General features: G+C 72.6%; 11 protein-coding genes. 5 read left to right on the top strand and 6 right to left on the bottom strand.

Going from position 1 to position 17,684, the window contains the following annotated elements; all coding sequences use genetic code 11:
- Positions 1–20: 20 nt before the first annotated feature.
- From KO717_RS31290 to KO717_RS31265, 6 genes are all read right to left on the bottom strand, one after another.
- Positions 21–1,814 (bottom strand): ABC transporter ATP-binding protein, encoded by a 1,794-nt coding sequence (locus KO717_RS31290; RefSeq protein WP_301372806.1) that lies wholly within the window; start codon positions 1,812–1,814, stop codon positions 21–23.
- The gene (locus tag KO717_RS31285; RefSeq protein WP_301372805.1) at positions 1,811–2,872 is read right to left on the bottom strand and encodes an iron-siderophore ABC transporter substrate-binding protein; all 1,062 of its coding nucleotides are present in this window, start codon (positions 2,870–2,872) and stop codon (positions 1,811–1,813) included. Before KO717_RS31285 ends, KO717_RS31290 begins: the two co-directional genes overlap by 4 nt.
- Before the next feature lie 113 nt (positions 2,873–2,985).
- Positions 2,986–3,846, bottom strand: a complete 861-nt coding sequence (locus KO717_RS31280) for an ABC transporter ATP-binding protein (RefSeq protein ID WP_437184601.1) — start codon at positions 3,844–3,846, stop codon at positions 2,986–2,988.
- Between the two features lie 49 nt (positions 3,847–3,895).
- Positions 3,896–4,963 carry a FecCD family ABC transporter permease gene (locus KO717_RS31275; protein ID WP_301372803.1) on the bottom strand — a complete coding sequence of 356 codons (1,068 nt, stop codon included), beginning with the start codon at positions 4,961–4,963 and terminating at the stop codon, positions 3,896–3,898.
- Positions 4,960–6,018: a FecCD family ABC transporter permease gene (locus tag KO717_RS31270; RefSeq protein ID WP_301372802.1), complete on the bottom strand. Its 1,059-nt coding sequence runs from the start codon at positions 6,016–6,018 to the stop codon at positions 4,960–4,962. The genes KO717_RS31275 and KO717_RS31270 overlap by 4 nt, the downstream gene beginning before the upstream one ends.
- Positions 6,019–6,289: 271 nt before the next feature.
- Entirely contained in the window at positions 6,290–6,565 is a 276-nt protein-coding gene (locus KO717_RS31265; protein WP_030384091.1) for an isoamylase early set domain-containing protein, read from the bottom strand.
- A gap of 311 nt (positions 6,566–6,876) precedes the next feature.
- Here KO717_RS31265 and KO717_RS31260 point away from each other — a divergent pair, with 311 nt between their 5' ends.
- The 5 genes from KO717_RS31260 (at position 6,877) to KO717_RS31240 (ending at position 17,642) form a co-directional block, all read left to right on the top strand.
- On the top strand, positions 6,877–9,102 hold the full coding sequence (locus KO717_RS31260) for an MMPL family transporter (protein WP_301372801.1): 2,226 nt from the start codon (positions 6,877–6,879) through the stop codon (positions 9,100–9,102).
- 60 nt (positions 9,103–9,162) lie between these two features.
- Positions 9,163–13,992 (top strand): type I polyketide synthase, encoded by a 4,830-nt coding sequence (locus KO717_RS31255; protein WP_301372800.1) that lies wholly within the window; start codon positions 9,163–9,165, stop codon positions 13,990–13,992.
- Positions 13,989–14,654: a 4'-phosphopantetheinyl transferase family protein gene (locus tag KO717_RS31250; RefSeq protein ID WP_301372799.1), complete on the top strand. Its 666-nt coding sequence runs from the start codon at positions 13,989–13,991 to the stop codon at positions 14,652–14,654. The genes KO717_RS31255 and KO717_RS31250 overlap by 4 nt, the downstream gene beginning before the upstream one ends.
- 129 nt (positions 14,655–14,783) lie before the next feature.
- Positions 14,784–17,222: a SpoIIE family protein phosphatase gene (locus KO717_RS31245; RefSeq protein WP_301372798.1), complete on the top strand. Its 2,439-nt coding sequence runs from the start codon at positions 14,784–14,786 to the stop codon at positions 17,220–17,222.
- Between the two features lie 189 nt (positions 17,223–17,411).
- The gene (locus KO717_RS31240) at positions 17,412–17,642 is read left to right on the top strand and encodes a response regulator transcription factor (RefSeq protein WP_030010891.1); all 231 of its coding nucleotides are present in this window, start codon (positions 17,412–17,414) and stop codon (positions 17,640–17,642) included.
- Positions 17,643–17,684 lie beyond the last annotated feature (42 nt).

Here is a 17,684-nt window from a genome sequence, read left to right as displayed (position 1 = left end):
AACCGAAAAATGGGGGCGGCCTAGCTGCCTTCGCGCCAGGCCCGCCACAGTCGTGCGTAGCGGCCACCCAGGGCCACCAACTCCTCGTGCGTTCCCTGCTCCACGACGCGGCCCGCGTCCAGTACTGCGATCCGGTCCGCCGCCATGGCCTGGGTCAGCCGGTGCGCCACGAACAGCGTGGTCCGTCCCGCGCACGCGGCGAGCACGGCCCGTTCCAGCTCGGCCGCGCCCTCGCTGCCCGCCTCCGCCGTGGACTCGTCGAGCACCACGACGGGGGTGCGGCCCAGCACCAGCCGGGCCAGGGCGATATGGGCGACCTTGGTGACGTCGAGGCGTTCGCCGCCCTCGCCGACCAGGGTGTGCAGACCGTCGGGCAGCGCGTCGACCCAGCCGTCGGCGCCGACCGTGCGCAGGGCGTCCATCAGCTGGGCGTCGGTCGCCTCCGGTGCGGCCAGGCGCAGGTCCTCGGCCAGCGGTCCGGAGAAGACGTGGGTCTCCTGCGTGAGGATGCTGACCAGGGCCCGCGCCCCGGCCTCGTCGAGACCGGCGAGGTCGGTGGGCCCTATGCGCACGGACCCGGTCTGCGGGGTGCCGATGCCCGCGATCAGCGCGGCCAGGGTGGATTTGCCCGCGCCCGTCACCCCGACGAGGGCGAGCGAGGTGCCGGCCGGGATCGTCAGGTCGACGTCCCGGACGACGGGATCCTCGGAGTCGGGGTAGCGGAACGTCAGCCCGCGCACCGTCACGGGCACCGGTTCCGGCGGGTCCGCCGCCCCGGCCACGGCCAGGGCGCCCACCAGACGGTCCTCCGCGTCCTCCTCCAGCACTCCGACCAGACGGGTCAGGCTCGCGCCCGACTTCTGCGCCTCGTCGAAGGTGAACATGATGGAGCCCAGCGGGGTGAAGAGCCGGTGGAACAGCAGCGGGGCCGCGGAGACCTCGCCGAGGCTGGCGGCGTCGGCCTCCAGCAGGGCGTACCCCACCACGATGATGAGGACCAGCCCGATGAACTCGGCGCGGTTCTCCCTGCCGACGAACCGGCCGAAGAGCCGGAACACCTCGATGCCGAGGTCGCGTACCCTCCACGACTCATGGGTGACCTTCTCGCGGACGGCCCCTTCGAGGCGGTACGCACGGACCGTGTCTATGCCGTTCAGACCGCTGATCAGGGCCTGCGCGCGGTCGGCCTGGGCCGCCCTCTGCTTCTGGTAGAGCGGGGCGGAGCGGGGCAGGTACCAGCGCAGGGCCAGCCCGTACGCGGGCAGCGCGCAGGCACCGGCCAGACCGAGCCGCCAGTCCAGGCCGAACATGCCGATCGTGGCGATGACGACCAGCACCCCGGCCGAGAACACGGTGGGGACGGCCGTCCTGATGCCTTTGGACAGGACGGCCACGTCGTCGCCGACCCGGGAGAGCACGTCCCCCCGGCCGACCTGCTCGATCCGGGCGCTCGGCATCCCGAGCACCGCCCGGACGGCGCCTTCGCGCAGCCGGGCGAGCAGGTCCGCGCCGAGGCGCCCGATGAGGTAGGTCGACAGGGCGGTGGCTGCCGCGCCGAGCAGCGCGGCAGCCACCATCGACACCCCGGTCGTGACCAGGATCGAGCGCGGTCCGCCCGCGACCACCCCGTCGACGACCCGCCCGAGCAGGAGCAGCGGGAGCACCTGGAGGGCCGCCCCCGCCACCGTCGTGAACACGGTGGTGAAGGTCAGCCACGGCACCTCGCGGCAGTGCGCCGTGACCCAGCGGGTGGCCTCGCGTCCGGTCGTCGTGCGCAGGGTCGACGGGGCGACGCGCGTGGCGGTGAGGCTCACACCTGACCGGCCGACTTGACGAGTTCGTCGATGGCGTACGGCAGGGAGAGCAGGGTGCCCTGGGACATGGCCGCGCCGACGGCCGGGCCCTCGCTGTCGAGGAGGTAGGAGACCTTGCCGTTCTTGACGGCGTTCAGGTTGGTGAACAGCTGGAACTTCTTCAGCGCTTCCTGGTCCGCCTTGTCGGCGATGACGAAGATGCGGTCGACGTCGACGAGGTCCATGCGCTCCGGGGAGAGCGTGGTGTAGAACTTGCCGTCCGCGATCTTGTCGATCTCGGTCTGGCCCTTGTAGCCGATGCCCGTCACCAGGCGGCCGCGCACGTCGGTGGTGGTGAAGGGGGCCACCGAGTCCTTGTACCAGGACAGGGGGACGGCGGTCTGGTTCGCGAACTCGGGGTGCGTCTTCCTGGCCGTGTCGAGCTTGTCCTGGATGCCCTTCACCAGCTCGGTGCCCTTGGCCTCCTGGCCGAGCGCCTTGGCGATGTGGACGGCGTTGTCCTGCCAGGAGGCGCTGAACGGCTCCTTCTCGGCCTTGGTGCGGCCCACCGTCGGGGCGATCTTGGTGAGCTTCTCGTAGGCGGCCTGGTCGATCTCGGAGTACACGGCGATGATCAGGTCCGGCCGCAGGGCCGCGATCTTCTCGTAGTTCGGGCCGGCGTCACCGTTGTTCATGATGACCTCGGGGCGGGTGTCCCCCCACTTCTCCTTCACCCACGGCCACTGGGTGTTGACGTCGGGGGAGGTGCCCGGCGGGTTCGGATACTGGTCGACCATGCCGACCGGCTTGATGCCGAACGCCAGGATGGCCTGGTCGTCGGTGTACCCGACCGAGACGACCCGCTTGGGAGCCTTCTCGACCTTGGTCGATCCGAAGGCGTGTTCCACGGTGACCGGGAAGGTGCCCCCGGCGGCCGGGGCGTTGTCGCTCTTCTTGTCGGCCTGGTCCGCCGAGTCGGAACCGCATCCGGCCAGGAGGCCGACACCGAGAGCCGCGGCGGAGGCGCCCGCCGCCAACCGCTGCCAGGGCTTCATACGTGTCGTTCGATGGAGAAGCATCCGAAATCCCTTGCTTTCGTGCCGTCCATTGCAGTTCCGCCCGAGGGCAGCCAAACCCTACCGCGCCCAAGTGAGGCTAGCCTAGCCTTACTTGCGACGTAACTTTGTTTGATCTAAGGGGCGTTCACGTGGGCGCGGCCGATGGGCACGATGAGCGGCCTGTCCCCCACCGGGTCGTCGATCACCTTGGCGCGCAGCCCGAACGCCTCGTACAACAGCTCGGCGGTGATCACGTCACGGGGGTGCCCCTGCGCGAGGATCGAACCGGCCTTCATCACGATGAGGTTGTCGCTGTAGCGGGTGGCCAGATTGAGGTCGTGCAGCACCAGGACCACGGTGCATCCCGACTCGTGCAGGTCGTCCACGAGGTCGAGCACGTCGATCGCGTGCGCCAGGTCCAGATAGGTGGTCGGCTCGTCCAGGAGCAGCAGGTCGGTGCCCTGAGCCAGCGTCATCGAGATCCAGACCCGCTGCCGCTGCCCGCCGGACAGGGCGTCGACCGGGCGGTCCGCCAGGTCGGACACCCCGGTCATGGCGAGGGCCCTCGCCACGACGTCGGCATCGTCGGAGGACCACTGCCGCAGCCAGCTCTGGTGCGGATGGCGGCCCCTGGCCACGAGGTCGGCCACCGTGAGCCCCTCCGGCGCCACCGGAGCCTGCGGCAGCAGGCCGAGCTTCTTGGCCACGTCCCGGGTCCTGAGCCGGCCGATGTCCTCGCCGTCCAGCACGACCGATCCGCTGGTCGGTTTGAGCAGCCGGGACAAGGTCCGCAACAGGGTCGACTTCCCGCACCCGTTGGAGCCGATGATCGTGGTGATCACCCGCGGCGGGATCGACACGTGCAGGTCGTCGATGACGACCCGGCCGCCGTACCCGACGGTGACCCCTCTGGCCGCCAGCCGTGCGACCTCGGCCCCGCCGGACTCGATCCCGGTGATCTGTGATACGGCCACAACTCCCCCTGAAGTAGGCATGTCTGAAGGGTCCGAGGGTCTGATGTCTGCGGGTCTGCGGGGACGTCGGCTAGCGGAGGTTGGCCCGCACCAGCAGGTGAATGAGGAAGGGACCGCCGATCACGGCGGTCACCACGCCGACCGGGAGGGTGAGCGGCAGTGCCGTACGGGCCACCAGGTCGGCGCCGATCAGCAGCAGGGCTCCGACCAGCCCGGAGGCCGCCATCGGCGGTGTCGGGCACTTCGCCAGCCGCATCGCCACCTGGGGCGCCACCAGCGCGACGAACGGGACCGGGCCGGCCGCGCTCACCGCCACGCCGGCCAGCAGCACCGCGCACAGCAGCAGCACCGCCCGCACCCTCGTGTACCGGACACCCAGGCCCGCGGCGACGTCGTCACCGAGGTGCAGCGGCTTGAACTGGAAGGCGACCACCGTCACGACGGCCGTCAGGGCGAGGGTGCACCACAGCGCCACGCCCACGTCGTCCCACGACCGGTTGTCCAGCGAGCCCACCAGCCAGGCCTGGGCCCGGGCCACGTCCCTGATGTCGGCCGTGACCAGCAGCCAGGTCGTGACCGCCTCCATCACGGCGCTCACCGAGATGCCGATGAGGATGAGACGGAAGCCGTCGATCCCGCGCCGCCACGCCAGGAAGTACACGAGGAGCCCCGTGCCGAGGCCGCCGGCGAGCGCCGCCCCGGACAGGCCCACCGAGTCGACGACCGCCGCGGCGGTCCCACCCGACACCGTCACCAGGAACACCGCGACCGCGCCGGCGCCCCCGGTGATCCCCAGGATGTCCGGGCTGGCCAGCGGATTGCGCGCGATCGACTGGGTGATCGCCCCGGACACCCCGAGCGCGACTCCCACGACGAGCCCGGCCAGGGCGCGCGGCATCCGCAGGTCCATGATCACGAACTTGTCGACCTGCTCGCCCCCGCCCACGACCGTGGCCATCACCCGCGACAGGCCGATGGGGAAGTCCCCCACACCGAGGGACACGCAGAACACGAGGAAGGCCGCCCCCGCCAGCAGCAGCGTGACGCACACGACCCAGGGCCGCCATACGAACGAGACGGGGCCGAGCCGTACGCCCGGCGTCACCGATGCCGATGTCTTCACCCCGGTCCCGGTCATGCGCTCTTGAACTTTCCGCGCCACACCAGGGCCGCGAAGAACGGGGCTCCGAGGAGGGCCACCACGACCCCCGCGTCCAGCTCCCCCGGCCGCACCAGCAGGCGCCCCGCAATGTCGCAGACCAGCAGGACGATGGCGCCGAGCAGGCCCGCGTACGGCACCAGCCAGCGGTAGTCGGGCCCGGTCAGGTACCGGGCCACGTGGGCCACCATCAGGCCGAGGAAGGCGATGGGACCGCACGCCGCCGTGGCGGCTCCCGCGAGCAGGGTGACGGCGGCGATGCCGAGGGTCCGGCTCAGCACGATGTTCACCCCCAGCCCACGCGCGACGTCGTCACCGAGGTTGAGCAGGTTGAGGGCGGGCAGCGTGATCAGCGCGAGCACCAGCCCGGCGGCGACGAACGCGATCACCGGCCGGATGACGTCGAACCCGACACCGGCCACGGAGCCCGCGTTCCAGAACCGCAGGGCGTTGAGCGAGGCCTTGTCGGACAGCGCGACCGCCGTGGTCATCGCGGCGAGGAACACCGTGACCCCTTGTCCGGCCAGCGCGAGGGTCAGCGGATTACCGGCCCCCCGGCCGATGCTCGCCAGTCCGAAGACGACGACGCCGGCGACCGCTGCGCCCAGGAACGCGAACCAGACGTACTGGAACGGGTCGGCGAACCCGAACAGGGCGATCACCAGCACCACGGCGAAGGAGGCTCCGGAGTTCACGCCCAGCAGACCGGTGTCCGCGATCGGGTTGCGCGTGTACCCCTGGATCAGCGCGCCGCCGACCCCCAGGGCCACGCCCGCCACGACCGCGAGCACCGTGCGCGGCACCCGTACGGTCCGCACGATGAGCCGTATCTCGGTGAGCCGCTGGTCGGGGTCCGGTGCCGCCGATAACCCGCGCCACACCTCGGCGGGGGTCAGCGCACGCGCGCCGACGGCCAAGGACACCACCACGGCGGCCACGAGGACCAGCACCAGGGCGACCGAGCCCACGACCCGCCGCCGCCGGGCTTCCGTCACACCCCTGGGCACGGGGCGTTCCACTGCAAGGGTGCCCATGTCGCTCTACGTCATCCCTTCGATCCACCACCCGGACGGGTCGGCACGCCGACGCAGCCGCGACCGAAACTTAGGCAAAGCTAAGCTGATCCTCTGCCGCGCTGTCGATAGACAAAACGGGCATGCAGGAGTGAGGGGCGACCAACTCGCCCTCAAATATGTACTGTTGATCGATTAGATTAGCCTAACCTTACTTTAACCGGCCGGTGCCGCACAAACGCGCCCCGGCCCATGGCCGGGGCGCGCTCCGGTCCGCGAGGAGTTCCGGCCGTCAGGTGTGCAGACGGCTGTTGGGGCCGTCCTGGTCCCCGGCGCTCTCGTCGTTGAACCAGTAGTCCCCGGCCGCCAGGTACCGGAAGGAATGGGTGCTCTTGCTGGGCAGCTCGACGGTCACCGCGCGCTTGCCGTCCTTCCGGCGGGCCAGGGTGTGGACACCGGGCTGCCAGTCGTTGAAGTCGCCCACCACGCTGACCGGTCCCGGCGGGGTGTCGACGGGCAGGATGAAGGTGACCTCGGTGCGGTCCTTGCGCAGTTTGCGCTCCAGCATGGTGAGCTCCTGACAACGGCAGTGGTGGTGGTACGCCGCCCATAGTCGGCGGCGGACGCACCGGACGCACCCCGGCACCGCCACTCCCACCGCGGACCCACCACATCGAGTGACCCGCCGGCACGCAATGTCACGCTGCGTGTCGACGCCCCCGGGAATCCGTCCCCTCCGCCCCTGTCAAGGTACGAATGGCCGGGACTACGGCCTCGTCCCGCCTCCGGGCACGGTGGATATCGACCTTCCTGCGCGAGAGCAGGAGCGAATCGCCGTCCGTACCGGAGGCATCCATGTTCCGCCGCGCAGGGGCTTTCGTGACCCGTCACCCCCGACTCGTCCTCGTCGGCGCGCTCGTCTTCCTCGTCCTGTCCGTCCTTTTCGGCATGGATGCGACCGGACGGCTGAAGACGCAGGGATACGACGATCCCCGGTCCGAGTCCAGCCGCGCCGCGCACCTGGCCGCCGAGCGCCTGGGCGCCTCCCCGAACCTGGTCCTCGTGGCGGAGAGCGGCAGCGGTTCCGTGGACGACCCGCCCGCCCGCGGCGCGGGCGGGGAGCTGACCGGAAAGCTCGCCGCGCAGCCCCACGTGAGCGCCGTGACCTCGTACTGGACCGGCGGCGCGGCGGAGCTGCGCAGCCGCGACGGCCACGCGGCGATGCTCGTCGCGCACGTGGACGGCGAAGGGGAAGAGCTCGCGGCGCGGGCCGAGCGGCTGCGCGCGGAGCTGGCCACCCCGGCCGGGGCCGGGAAAGCCCTGACGGTGCACGTCGGAGGGAGCGCCCTCGTCGACGCCGAGCTCCAGGACATCTCGGAGTCCGACCTGAAGCGGGCCGAGTCCGTCGTCCTGCCGGGCACCCTGATCCTGCTGGTCCTGGTGTTCGGCAGTGTGGTCGCCGCGGCCCTGCCCCTGCTGATCGGGGTCCTCGCCATCGCCGGGACGCTGCTGGTCCTGAGCGTTCTCGGCAGTGTCACCGACGTGTCCGTGTTCGCGCTGAACCTCACCACGGCGCTCGGCCTGGGGCTGGGCATCGACTACGGACTGCTGGTCGTCTCGCGGTTCCGGGAGGAGCTCGCCGCCGGATTCCTCCCGAGTACCGCCGCCGTACGGACCGTGCGCACCGCCGGCCACACGATCGCCTTCAGTGCCGCGACGGTCTCCGCCGCGCTGGCCACCCTGCTGGTGTTCCCGCCGTACTTCCTGCGCTCCTTCGCCTACGCGGGCATCGCCGTGGTGGCGATCGCGGCGGTGAGCGCCGTGACCGTACTGCCCGCCCTGCTCGCGCTGCTCGGGAAGCGGGTGAACGCCTGGGCCGTGCCGTGGCGCCGCAAGGTCCGCTCCGGCTCCCGGTCCGGATTCTGGGAGGGGCTGGCGCGGATCGTCGTACGCCGCCCGGTGATCGCGGCGCTGCCGGTGATCGGCTTGCTGGTGCTGCTCGCCGCGCCCTTCGCGCACGCCGATTTCGCCACCCCCGACGACCGGGCGCTGCCGCCCGGTGCATCCAGCCGGCAGGCCGGCGACCTGGTGCGCGACCGGTTCGACATGAAGGGCTCCAGCGCGCTGACGGTCGTCACCACGGGCGACGCCTCCCCGTCGGAGCGGGTGGAGTACGCCCGCCGCCTGTCCGCGTTCCCGCAGGTCGCCCAGGTCGTGGGACCCGACGGCGGCTTCCGGTACGGGGCGCGGGCAGCGGTCTCCGGCTCGGCCGCAGCCACCGCCCGGCCCGCTGCCGACGGCCCGGTCCAGCTCAATGTGGTGCCGCTGGTCGACCCCCAGTCGCACGCCGCCCAGCAGCTCGTCCGCGACATCCGCGCCGTCCCCGCCCCCGCGGGCACCGAGGTCCTGGTCGGCGGACCGAGCGCGGTCCTGGTCGACGCCAAGGCCACCGTGGGCGACCGGATCCCGCTGGCGCTCGCGCTGATCTCCGTCACCACCTTCGCGCTGCTGCTGGGCTTCACGCGCAGTCTGCTGCTGCCGCTGAAGGCCATCGCGCTGAACGCGCTGAGTCTCGCGGCCGTCCTCGGCGCCATGGTCTGGGTCTTCCAGTCGGGTCATCTGCACCAGCTGCTCGGCTTCACGCCGGGGCCCCTCAGCACGACCATGCCGGTCCTGCTGTTCTGCATCGTCTTCGGACTCTCGGTGGACTACGAGGTGTTCGTCCTCGCGCGCATCAAGGAGGCCCATGAAGCCGGGCAGGACAACGCCCGCTCGATCGTCACGGGCATGGCCCGCACGGGCGGCATCGTCACCACCGCCGGCGCGCTGCTCGCCTTCACCCTCCTGAGCTTCGGTACCTCGCAGGTGTCCCTGCTGCAGTTCTTCGGGATCGGCGCGGGCCTCGGCGTCCTCCTCGACGCCACGCTCGTACGGGGGGTCCTCGTACCGGCGCTCATGCGGCTGGCCGGAGGCCTGAACTGGTGGGCGCCGCGTCCCATCCGGCCCAAGGAGCCGCTCCCGGCCTCCCGTCCGCCCCCGGCTCCCGTCCGCAGGTGTCCCGCGGCCCGGCCCGCCCCGCGGTCCCCGGCCCGGGCGCCCCACTGACCACCGGCCCGTACCCGTCCCCTCCCCGTACTCCCCCCTTCACGACAAGGAAGAACTCCCATGACTGACATCGCCATCACCGGACTCGGCTGCCGCTTCCCCGGCGCTCCCGACATCAGCGCCTACTGGAAGCTCCTGCTGAGCGGGGAACGGCAGTTCTCCGCCGTGCCGAAGGAGCGCTGGAACCATGAGACCTTCCACGAACCCGGCAATCCGTCGGCCCCCCATGCCGCGTACACCGACCAGGTCGCCTTCCTGGACGACGTGGACCGCTTCGACGCCTTCCACTACGGCGTGCCGCCCGCGCGCGCCCGGGCCATGGACCCGCAGCACCGGCTGCTGCTGGACGTCACCCGCGAGGCCCTCGACGACGCGGGGCTGGGCCGGGGCGACTTCGACCGGGAGAACACCGGGGTCTTCTGCGGCATGTCGGTGTCCGACTACAAGGACCTCATGTCGGCGCCCATCCGGGCCATCGCCCTGGCCGAGGACGCGGGTCAGGCCGCGGCGGACGCCGGCGGCGTCCTCGACGCCGTCAAGGACCACGCGGGATCGCTCGGCACCGTGCAGGCCTTCAGCCTGCCGGGGAGCCTGCTCAACATGGCCCCCGGCACCGTCAGCCGGCACTTCGACCTCGGCGGGCCCAGCTTCACCGTCGACGCCGCCTGCTCCGGCTCGCTCGTCGCCCTGGACCAGGCCATGGCCCAACTGCGCCAGGGCAGCTGCCGGATCGCCGTCGTGGGTGGCGTGTACCTCAACCTCACCCCCGACAGCCTGATCGGCTTCTCGACGCTCCGGGCGCTGTCCGCCACCGGGGTGTGCCGCCCCTTCGACGAGGGAGCCGACGGTTTCGTCCTCGGTGAGGGCGCCGGCGCCGTCGTCGTACGGCCGCTCGCCGACGCGCTCGCCGCGGGCGACCGGGTCTACGCGGTGATCAAGGGCGTCGGCTCGGCCAACGACGGCGCGTCCCCCGGGCCACTGGCGCCCGCCCCCGAAGGCCAGCTGCGCGCCATGCGCCGGGCCTACGACGACGCGGGGGTCGCCCCGTCCTCGGTCGGCTTCCTGGAGGCCCACGGGACCGGTACCGCCACGGGCGACCGCGCCGAGGTCGAGGCGCTGCGCCGGCTGCGTACCGAGTACCCCGACGACGACCCCTCGCTGTGCTACGTCGGCGCGTGCAAGGCCCTCATCGGGCACTCGCTGTCCGCCGCGGGCATCGCCGGACTGATCAAGACGGCCCTGGTCGTCCACCACCGGACGATCGTTCCGCAGCCGAAGACCGCCCCGCACCCGGGGCTCGGCATCGGCGCCGCGGGCCTGCGTCTCGCCGACACCTCACGGCCCTTTCCGGAGTCCGGCACGCCGGTCCGGGCCGCCGTCAGCTCGTTCGGCTTCGGCGGGACGAACGTCCACGTGGTGCTGGAGGAGCGGCCCGCCCCCGCCTCTGCCCCCGCCCCTGCCCCCGCCCCTGCTGCCGGCCGGCTCCCGGAACGCGTCGGGAACACCGGGGAGACCGGGGACGCCCTGGACAGCGGGGACGCCCGGGACGGCGGCCCTCAGCTCGTCCTGCTCTCGGCCGGCAGTGCCGAGCTCCTGGACCGGCACATCGGCGACGTTCTCGACGCACTCGACACGGCGGACCCCGCCCCGCTGGCAGCCGTGGCCCACACCCTGGGCTCCCGCCGGCCGCTGACGGCCCGGCTCGCGATCGTGGCCGACGACACGGAGGCCTTCGTACGGCGGCTGCGCCACGCCCGCGAGCAGCTCGTCGAGGGCGAGCGGGGCGACCTCGGGGACGACGCCTTCGCCGCCGACGCCCCGCTGCCGGCCGAGCGGCGCCGCCTCGCCTTCCTCTTCCCCGGTCAGGGCAGCCAGCGGCCCGGCATGATGCGGGACCTCTACGAGCGGTTCCCCGGCTTCCGGGCGGCCGTCGACGGCCTGGGCGCCGCCGCCCGCGAGGCCACCGGCTTCGACATCGGTGACCTGCTGTACGGCGGGGCGGCGACCACCGGGGACGACGCGGAGGAGCGCGGGCACAGACTCGCCTCCACCGAGGTGTGCCAGCCGCTGCTCGGAACCGTACAGATCGCCGCCACCCGGCTCCTCGCCGGCTTCGGCATCGCGCCCGATCTGGTCCTCGGCCACAGCGTCGGTGAGTTCGCCGCGGCCGCGGCGGCCGGCGCGCTCACCGACGAGGACGCCGTACGGCTGCTGGTGCACCGGGGCGCGACCCTCCGGGAGGCCGAGAGCGGCCTGCGCGGCGGGATGCTCGCCGTACAGACCGACAAGGAGACCTGCCGCCGCCTGGTGACCGGCATCGACGACGTGTGGCTCGCCTGCTTCAACCAGCCGCGGCAGGTCGTGGTCAGCGGTACGCCGCAAGGGCTCGACGCCATGCGGCAGGCCTGCGCCGAGGCGGGGGTCGTGACGGTGGCGCTCGACGTGTCGAACGCCTTCCACTCGCCGCGGCTCGCCGCCGCCGACGAGAAGATGCGCGCGGACCTCGCCGACCGCCCGGTCAGCAGCCCCGTCCTGCCGTTCGTCTCGTCCGTGAACGCGGCCGTCTGCGGCGATCCCGGGCTGCTGCGCGAGCTGTGGGGCCGGCACGCGTCCGCGCCGGTCCGGTTCGCCGATGCCGTGCGCACCGCCTACGACCAGGGGGCCCGTGTCTTCCTCCAGGTGACCGGCGGCAACTCGCTCCTGACCTCGGTCCGCCGCAACCTCACCGACCACGGCGACGTCCATGTCGTCCCGGTCTCCGGGGCGGCGCCGGACGGTGGCCGGGGCTTCGTCCGGGCCCTCGCCCGGCTCGCGGTCCTGGGCGCCCCGGTCGACCCGCGCGCCCTGGTTCCCCAGGAGGACCGCAGGCTGCTCGACCTGCCGGTGGCGAAGCTCGCCACGCAGTCCTACTGGGTGCCCCGCCGGCGTGTGGGGACGACGGGCAGCTCCGCCCCCTCCCGCCGGCCCCGGTCCCGGCCCGTATCCCCCGAGGAGATCACGATGAACGACTCGCCGCTCCACCCGATGGACGAACTGCTCCGGCTGGTCCAGCAGCAGACGGCGCTGCTCGCCCGCCTCGCCGAAACCCTCCCCGGCCCGAACCCGGCCACGGAGGCGGCGCTGCTGGCCCGTCTCGCCGAGACCCTCCCCGAGCGGAACCGGGCCGCGGAGGCCGCCGCCCCGGCGACGGCCGAAACCACCCCGGTGCCCCCGGACGCCCCCGCTGCGCCCGCCGAGCCGGCTGCGCCCGCCGAGCCGGCCGAGCCGTCCGACGAGGAGCCGTCGCCGACCGGGGACATCACCACGGTTGCGGAGTCCGTGCTCGCGCACGTGGCCCGGGTCAGCGCGTTCCCCGTCGCCCATCTGCGCGATGACCAGCTGCTGATCGACGACCTCGGGTTCGACTCGCTGATGCTGACCGACCTGTTCACCTCCCTCAAGCGGCAGTGGCCGCAGTGGACCCGCGACGACACGGCCACCGACCGGCCGACCGTCGGAGGGATCGCCGCGATGATCGCGAGCGGCTGCGGCGACGCCGCAGCGGCCCCCGTGCCCGAGCAGCGCTCCGGAGCTGCGGAAGCCGCGGCACCGCCGCCCGCCGACCCGCCCGCCCCCCTGGCCTCCGGCCCGCCGACGGCCACGGACCCGGCCGCCGCCTCCCCGCCGCCCGAGCAGCACACGCGGATCGAGTGCTTCCCGGAGGTCACCGCCCACTCCGAGCGCATCGCCACACTCTCCGGGCTGGGGCTGGCCAATCCGTACTTCCTCGTCCACGAGGGCGCGCTGACGGACACGACCGTCGTCGACGGCCGGGAACTCCTCTCCTTCTCCAGTTACAACTACCTGGGCATGGCGACCCACCCGCAGGTGAACGAGGCGGCCCACGAGGCGATAGAGCGCTGCGGCACCTCGGTCTCCGCCAGCCGGCTGCTCTCCGGCAGCCGACCGCTCCACCTGGAACTCGAGAGCGAGATCGCCGACCTGCTCGGGTGCGAAGCGGCGATCACCCTGGCCAACGGCCATGCCACCAACGTCACCGTGATCGGCCACCTCGTCGGACCGGGGGACCTCATCGTCAACGACTCCCTCGCGCACGACAGCATCCTGCAGGGGTGCAGGCTCTCCGGCGCGACCCGGCGGCCCTTCCCCCACAACGACGCCGCCGCGCTCGACGCCCTGCTGACGCAGGTCCGTGACCAGTACCGGCGGGTGCTCGTCGTCGTCGAAGGCGTCTACAGCATGGACGGGGACATCGCCGACCTGCCCGCCCTCGTCGACGTCAAGCGCCGGCACGGCGCACTGCTGATGATCGACGAGGCGCACAGCATCGGGACGATCGGCCGGACGGGCCGTGGCATCGGCGAGTACTACGGCATCGACCGCTCGGCCGTCGACCTGTGGTCGGGCACGCTGTCGAAGGCGCTGGCGAGCTGCGGCGGCTACGTCGCGGGGAGCCGGCCGGTCGTGGAGTACCTGCGCTACACCGTGCCGGGCTTCGTCTACAGCGCCGGGATGACCCCGGCCGACACGGCGGCCTCGCTGACCGCCCTGCGCATGCTGCGTGCCGAGCCGCAGCGGGTGGCGCGGCTCTCGGAGAACGCGGCGCTCTTCGTCCACCTCGCGCGCGAGGCGGGCATCGACACCGGGGACAGCCACGACACGCCGGTCGTGCCGTGCATCGTCGGGGACTCGCTGAAGACCCTGCAGCTCGCGGAGGCCCTGTTCCAGCAGGGCATCAGCGTCAACCCCATCCTCCATCCGGCCGTACCGGAGGAGCAGGCCCGGCTGCGGTTCTTCATCACGTACGACCACACGCCCGGCCAGATCCGCCAAGCGGTGGCCGCGCTGGCGCGCGAGCTGCTGCTCCTCGACCCGGCGCCGGTCTCGTGACCGCCGCCGCCGTGGACGCCGGCTTCCGGCCGATCGCGCCGGGCCGGGTCCACCGATGGGGCGGAGCCCGCCTGATCGTGGCCCGGGCCGGCGAGCTCCGGCAGGTGCCGCCGCTCTCACCGGCCGAGCGGCGCCTGGTCCGCGGGATGCGGGCCTGGCGGCAGGCCGAGTGGACGGCCGGCCGGCTGCTCGCCAAGCGGCTGCTGGGCGAGGTGGTCTCCGCCCCGGCGGAGGGCGTGGAGATCCTCCCGCGGGACGACGGCAGCCCCCGTGTCGTCGTCGGCGGCACCCCGGCACACGCCCTGTACGTCTCCATCAGCCACACCGCCGGGCACGTCGCCGCGGCGCTCGCGCCGGTACCGGTCGGGGTGGACCTGTGCGAGAGGGACTCGGCCGACGCCGTACGCCGGGTCGCGGACCATTTCCTGTCGCCCGAGGAGCTCTCCCTCGTCGGCAGGGAGCGGCCCGACGCCATGACCGGGGCCTGGGCGCTGAAGGAGGCCGCGGTCAAGGCCGACCGGAGCTCGGTCTTCGGCGCCGCTCCGCGCGGCATCCCGATCCTCGGCATCCGGCCGCCCCTCCTCGGCGGACGGCGCCGCGCGATGGTCTGGCGGGCGGACGACGCGGCGCTCGCCCTCGTCCTCGCGCACCCGGGTGGCTGAGTGCCCCGCGTGACGGTACTGCGTTGGTGCTCCTTGCCGGGCTGGATCATTCTGGTCAGAGGAGCGCCTGGCCTAGCACGTCCCCGTGGGACGGCGGCAGCGGAACGAGCGAGGGCGAGATGAGTGGCGATGGAGCAAGTTCCCACCTCTCCTGGTGAGCTGCCCGAGGAGACGGGCGCCTCCCTCGAGTCGGCCTACACGGCCTCGGCGACGATCAACGAGCAGGGCATCGTCACCGAGTGGAGCGAGGGCGCGACCCGGCTGCTCGGCTATGTGCCGTCCGAGGTCGTGGGACTGCCCGCAGCCCACCGGCTCGCCGATGTCCTCAGTGACGCGGCGCGGCGGGTGCCGTCCGAGCAGGAGCGGTGGAGCGGCACGGTGGCGCTGCGCCACCGGGACGGTCACCGCATGGAGGTGGCCCTGCTCGCGCACCGCTGGACGTCCAGCGGCGGGACCGTCAAGTGGTTCGTGGTGTCCGCCGTGGGCGCCGCGCACCGCTCTCCGTGGGACGAGCCGATGAAGGAATGGGCGTTCACCCAGTCCCCCTGCTTTCTGGCGGTCTTCGACGCGGACCTGCGCCTGGTGCGGGCGAACGCCGGAATGGAACGCACGCTCTCCCTCACGGAGGCCCAGATGCGGGGTCTACGGCTGCCGGAGATCGCGCCCGATCCCGTGAGCGACGAGACCGAGCGCCGGATGCGCCTGGCGTTCGACTCCGGTGAGCCGCAGTACATGGAGGCCTTCGTCCACCCGACGGGCGCCGCCGCGGAGCACGGCTGGGCCACCTCGCTGGCGCCGTTGCGGGACCCGGACGGCCGGGTGCGCGCCGTATGTCTGGCCGCGCACGACCGGAGCGGGGCGGAGAGCGTCCAGCACCAGATGCTCCTGACGGACGAGGTCGACACCGCGCCGATCGGGACCACGCTGGACAGTGTCCGCACCGCGCACGAGCTGGCCGATGCCGCCGTCCCCCGGTTCGCCGACTTCGCGGTCGTCGACCTGCTGGAACCGCTTCCGCGTGGCGACGAGCCGTCCTCGGTCCAGGCTGACGGGCCGGTCACCGTGTGCCGCGCCGCAGCGCGGTCGGTCCTCGACGGAACCCCCGAGTCCGGCGTTGCCGTCGGGGACACGACCAGCTATCCGCCGCTGTCGCCGCCCGTCGCAGCGCTGGTCGCGGGCCACGGCGCCGTGTACGGGGCCGCGGACCCCGACCTCGCCCGGTGGGCGGCCCAGGACCCGGGGGCCGCCTGGATCGGGGAGTACGGTGCCCACTCGATCATGGTGGTGCCGATGCGGGCCGGCGGGGGCACGCTCGGTGTGGCCGTCTTCTCCCGCCATCGGCGCCAGGAGCCCTTCCAGCCGGAGGACCTGCGGGTGGCCGGGGAGCTCACGGCCCGGGCGGCGGCCGGGATCCGCAACGCGTACCGGTCCGGCCGGGAGCACACGACGACGATGACGCTGCAGCGCAGCCTGCTCCCGCACACGCTGCCCGACCAGGCCGCGCTGGAGATCGCCTCCCGCTACCTGCCCGCGGCCGGCGAGGCCGGTGTGGGCGGCGACTGGTTCGACGTGATCCCGCTGTCGGGCGCCCGGGTGGCGCTGGTCGTGGGGGACGTCGTCGGCCACGGGATCCGGGCCACCGCCACCATGGGGCGGCTGCGCACGGCCGTACGCACCCTGGCCGATGTCGACCTGGGACCCGACGAGCTGCTCACCCACCTCGACGACCTCGTCATCCACCTGTCCGCCGACGAGGGCGACCAGGATTCGGGCGGGGAGACGGCCGGGGGCATCGGGACCACCTGTCTCTACGTGGTCTACGACCCGGTCATCCGCCGCTGCACGGTCGCCCGGGCCGGCCACCCGCCGCCCGCCGTGGTCTCCCCGGAGGGCTCCGTGTACCTCCTGGACGTCCCGGCCGGTCCCCCGCTGGGCCTGGGCGGCCTGCCCTTCGAGACGCTGGAGGTCGAACTGCCCGAGGGCAGCATCCTCGCCCTGTACACCGACGGTCTGCTGCAGGCCCGTGACCACGACATCGACGAGGCGCTGGACAGCATGTTCGCGGCCCTGGTCCGGCCCGCGGACACGCTGGACGCGGTGTGCGACCGCGTACTGACGGCCATGCTGACGCACCGCCCGGACGACGACGTGGCCCTGCTGGTCGCCCGGACCCGGGGCCTGCACGCCGACCAGGTCGTCGTCTGGGACCTGCCGTCCGACCCCTCCGTGGTCGCCACGGCCCGCCGTCAGACCACCGACCAGCTGACGGCCTGGGGTCTGGAGGAGGCTGCCTTCGTCACCGAGCTCCTGGTCAGTGAGCTGGTGACCAACGCGATCAGGTACGGCCAGCCGCCCATCCAGCTGCGGCTGATCCACGAGAAGAACAGCACCCTGATCTGCGAGGTGTCCGACGCGAGCAGTACCGCCCCGCACATGCGGCGGGCCCGGACCTTCGACGAGGGCGGGCGGGGCCTGCTGCTGGTCGCCCAGCTCGCCCAGCGCTGGGGCACCCGGCACGCGGCCATCGGCAAGACCATCTGGGCCGAGCAGTCCCTCGCCGAGTACTGAGGACGCGCACGAGGCCGGGCGGTATGCACGGAAATGTTCCCTGTGACGCGCCTGTGACAGTCGACGGACACCTCTATGAAGTCCCGCCGACAAGCTCTTTATCAGGGACAAACACCGACATTCCGGTATACGTCCCCTGCTTCCGAGGACGTGAGCAGTGATGACCAGGCCGATCCGTCGGAGGAAATCATGAGCCTCACCCTCGTCGCCCCGCAGACCGAAGCCACCGCCCCCACCCTCGCCCCGCGCGAGCAGGAGGCACTGCGACACATCGCCGCAGGCTGCACCTACCTGCAGACGGCCCGCCAGATGGGGCTCTCCAAGCACACGGTCGACGCCTACCTGCGCCGCATCCGCGCCAAGCTGAACATCAGCACCACGGCCGAGATGACCCGCCTGGCCATCTCGATGGGGCTGTGACAGCCGCAGGAACGATGTACGAAGGAACGCGGAAACGCCCGT

The sequence above is a fragment of the Streptomyces xanthophaeus genome (assembly GCF_030440515.1).
GTDB lineage: Bacteria > Actinomycetota > Actinomycetes > Streptomycetales > Streptomycetaceae > Streptomyces > Streptomyces kutzneri.
This window is presented reverse-complemented; position numbering and strand designations above follow the sequence as displayed.

Bases quoted from the DNA above. Each gene is read 5' to 3' on its own strand.
- KO717_RS31270 (WP_301372802.1), bottom strand. From the start codon at position 6,018: ATGGGCACCCTTGCAGTGGAACGCCCCGTGCCCAGGGGTGTGACGGAA.
- KO717_RS31255 (WP_301372800.1), top strand. From the start codon at position 9,163: ATGACTGACATCGCCATCACCGGACTCGGCTGCCGCTTCCCCGGCGCT.
- KO717_RS31285 (WP_301372805.1), bottom strand. From the start codon at position 2,872: ATGCTTCTCCATCGAACGACACGTATGAAGCCCTGGCAGCGGTTGGCG.
- KO717_RS31240 (WP_030010891.1), top strand. From the start codon at position 17,412: ATGAGCCTCACCCTCGTCGCCCCGCAGACCGAAGCCACCGCCCCCACC.
- KO717_RS31265 (WP_030384091.1), bottom strand. From the start codon at position 6,565: ATGCTGGAGCGCAAACTGCGCAAGGACCGCACCGAGGTCACCTTCATC.
- KO717_RS31245 (WP_301372798.1), top strand. From the start codon at position 14,784: ATGGAGCAAGTTCCCACCTCTCCTGGTGAGCTGCCCGAGGAGACGGGC.
- KO717_RS31275 (WP_301372803.1), bottom strand. From the start codon at position 4,963: ATGACCGGGACCGGGGTGAAGACATCGGCATCGGTGACGCCGGGCGTA.
- KO717_RS31280 (WP_437184601.1), bottom strand. From the start codon at position 3,846: ATGCCTACTTCAGGGGGAGTTGTGGCCGTATCACAGATCACCGGGATC.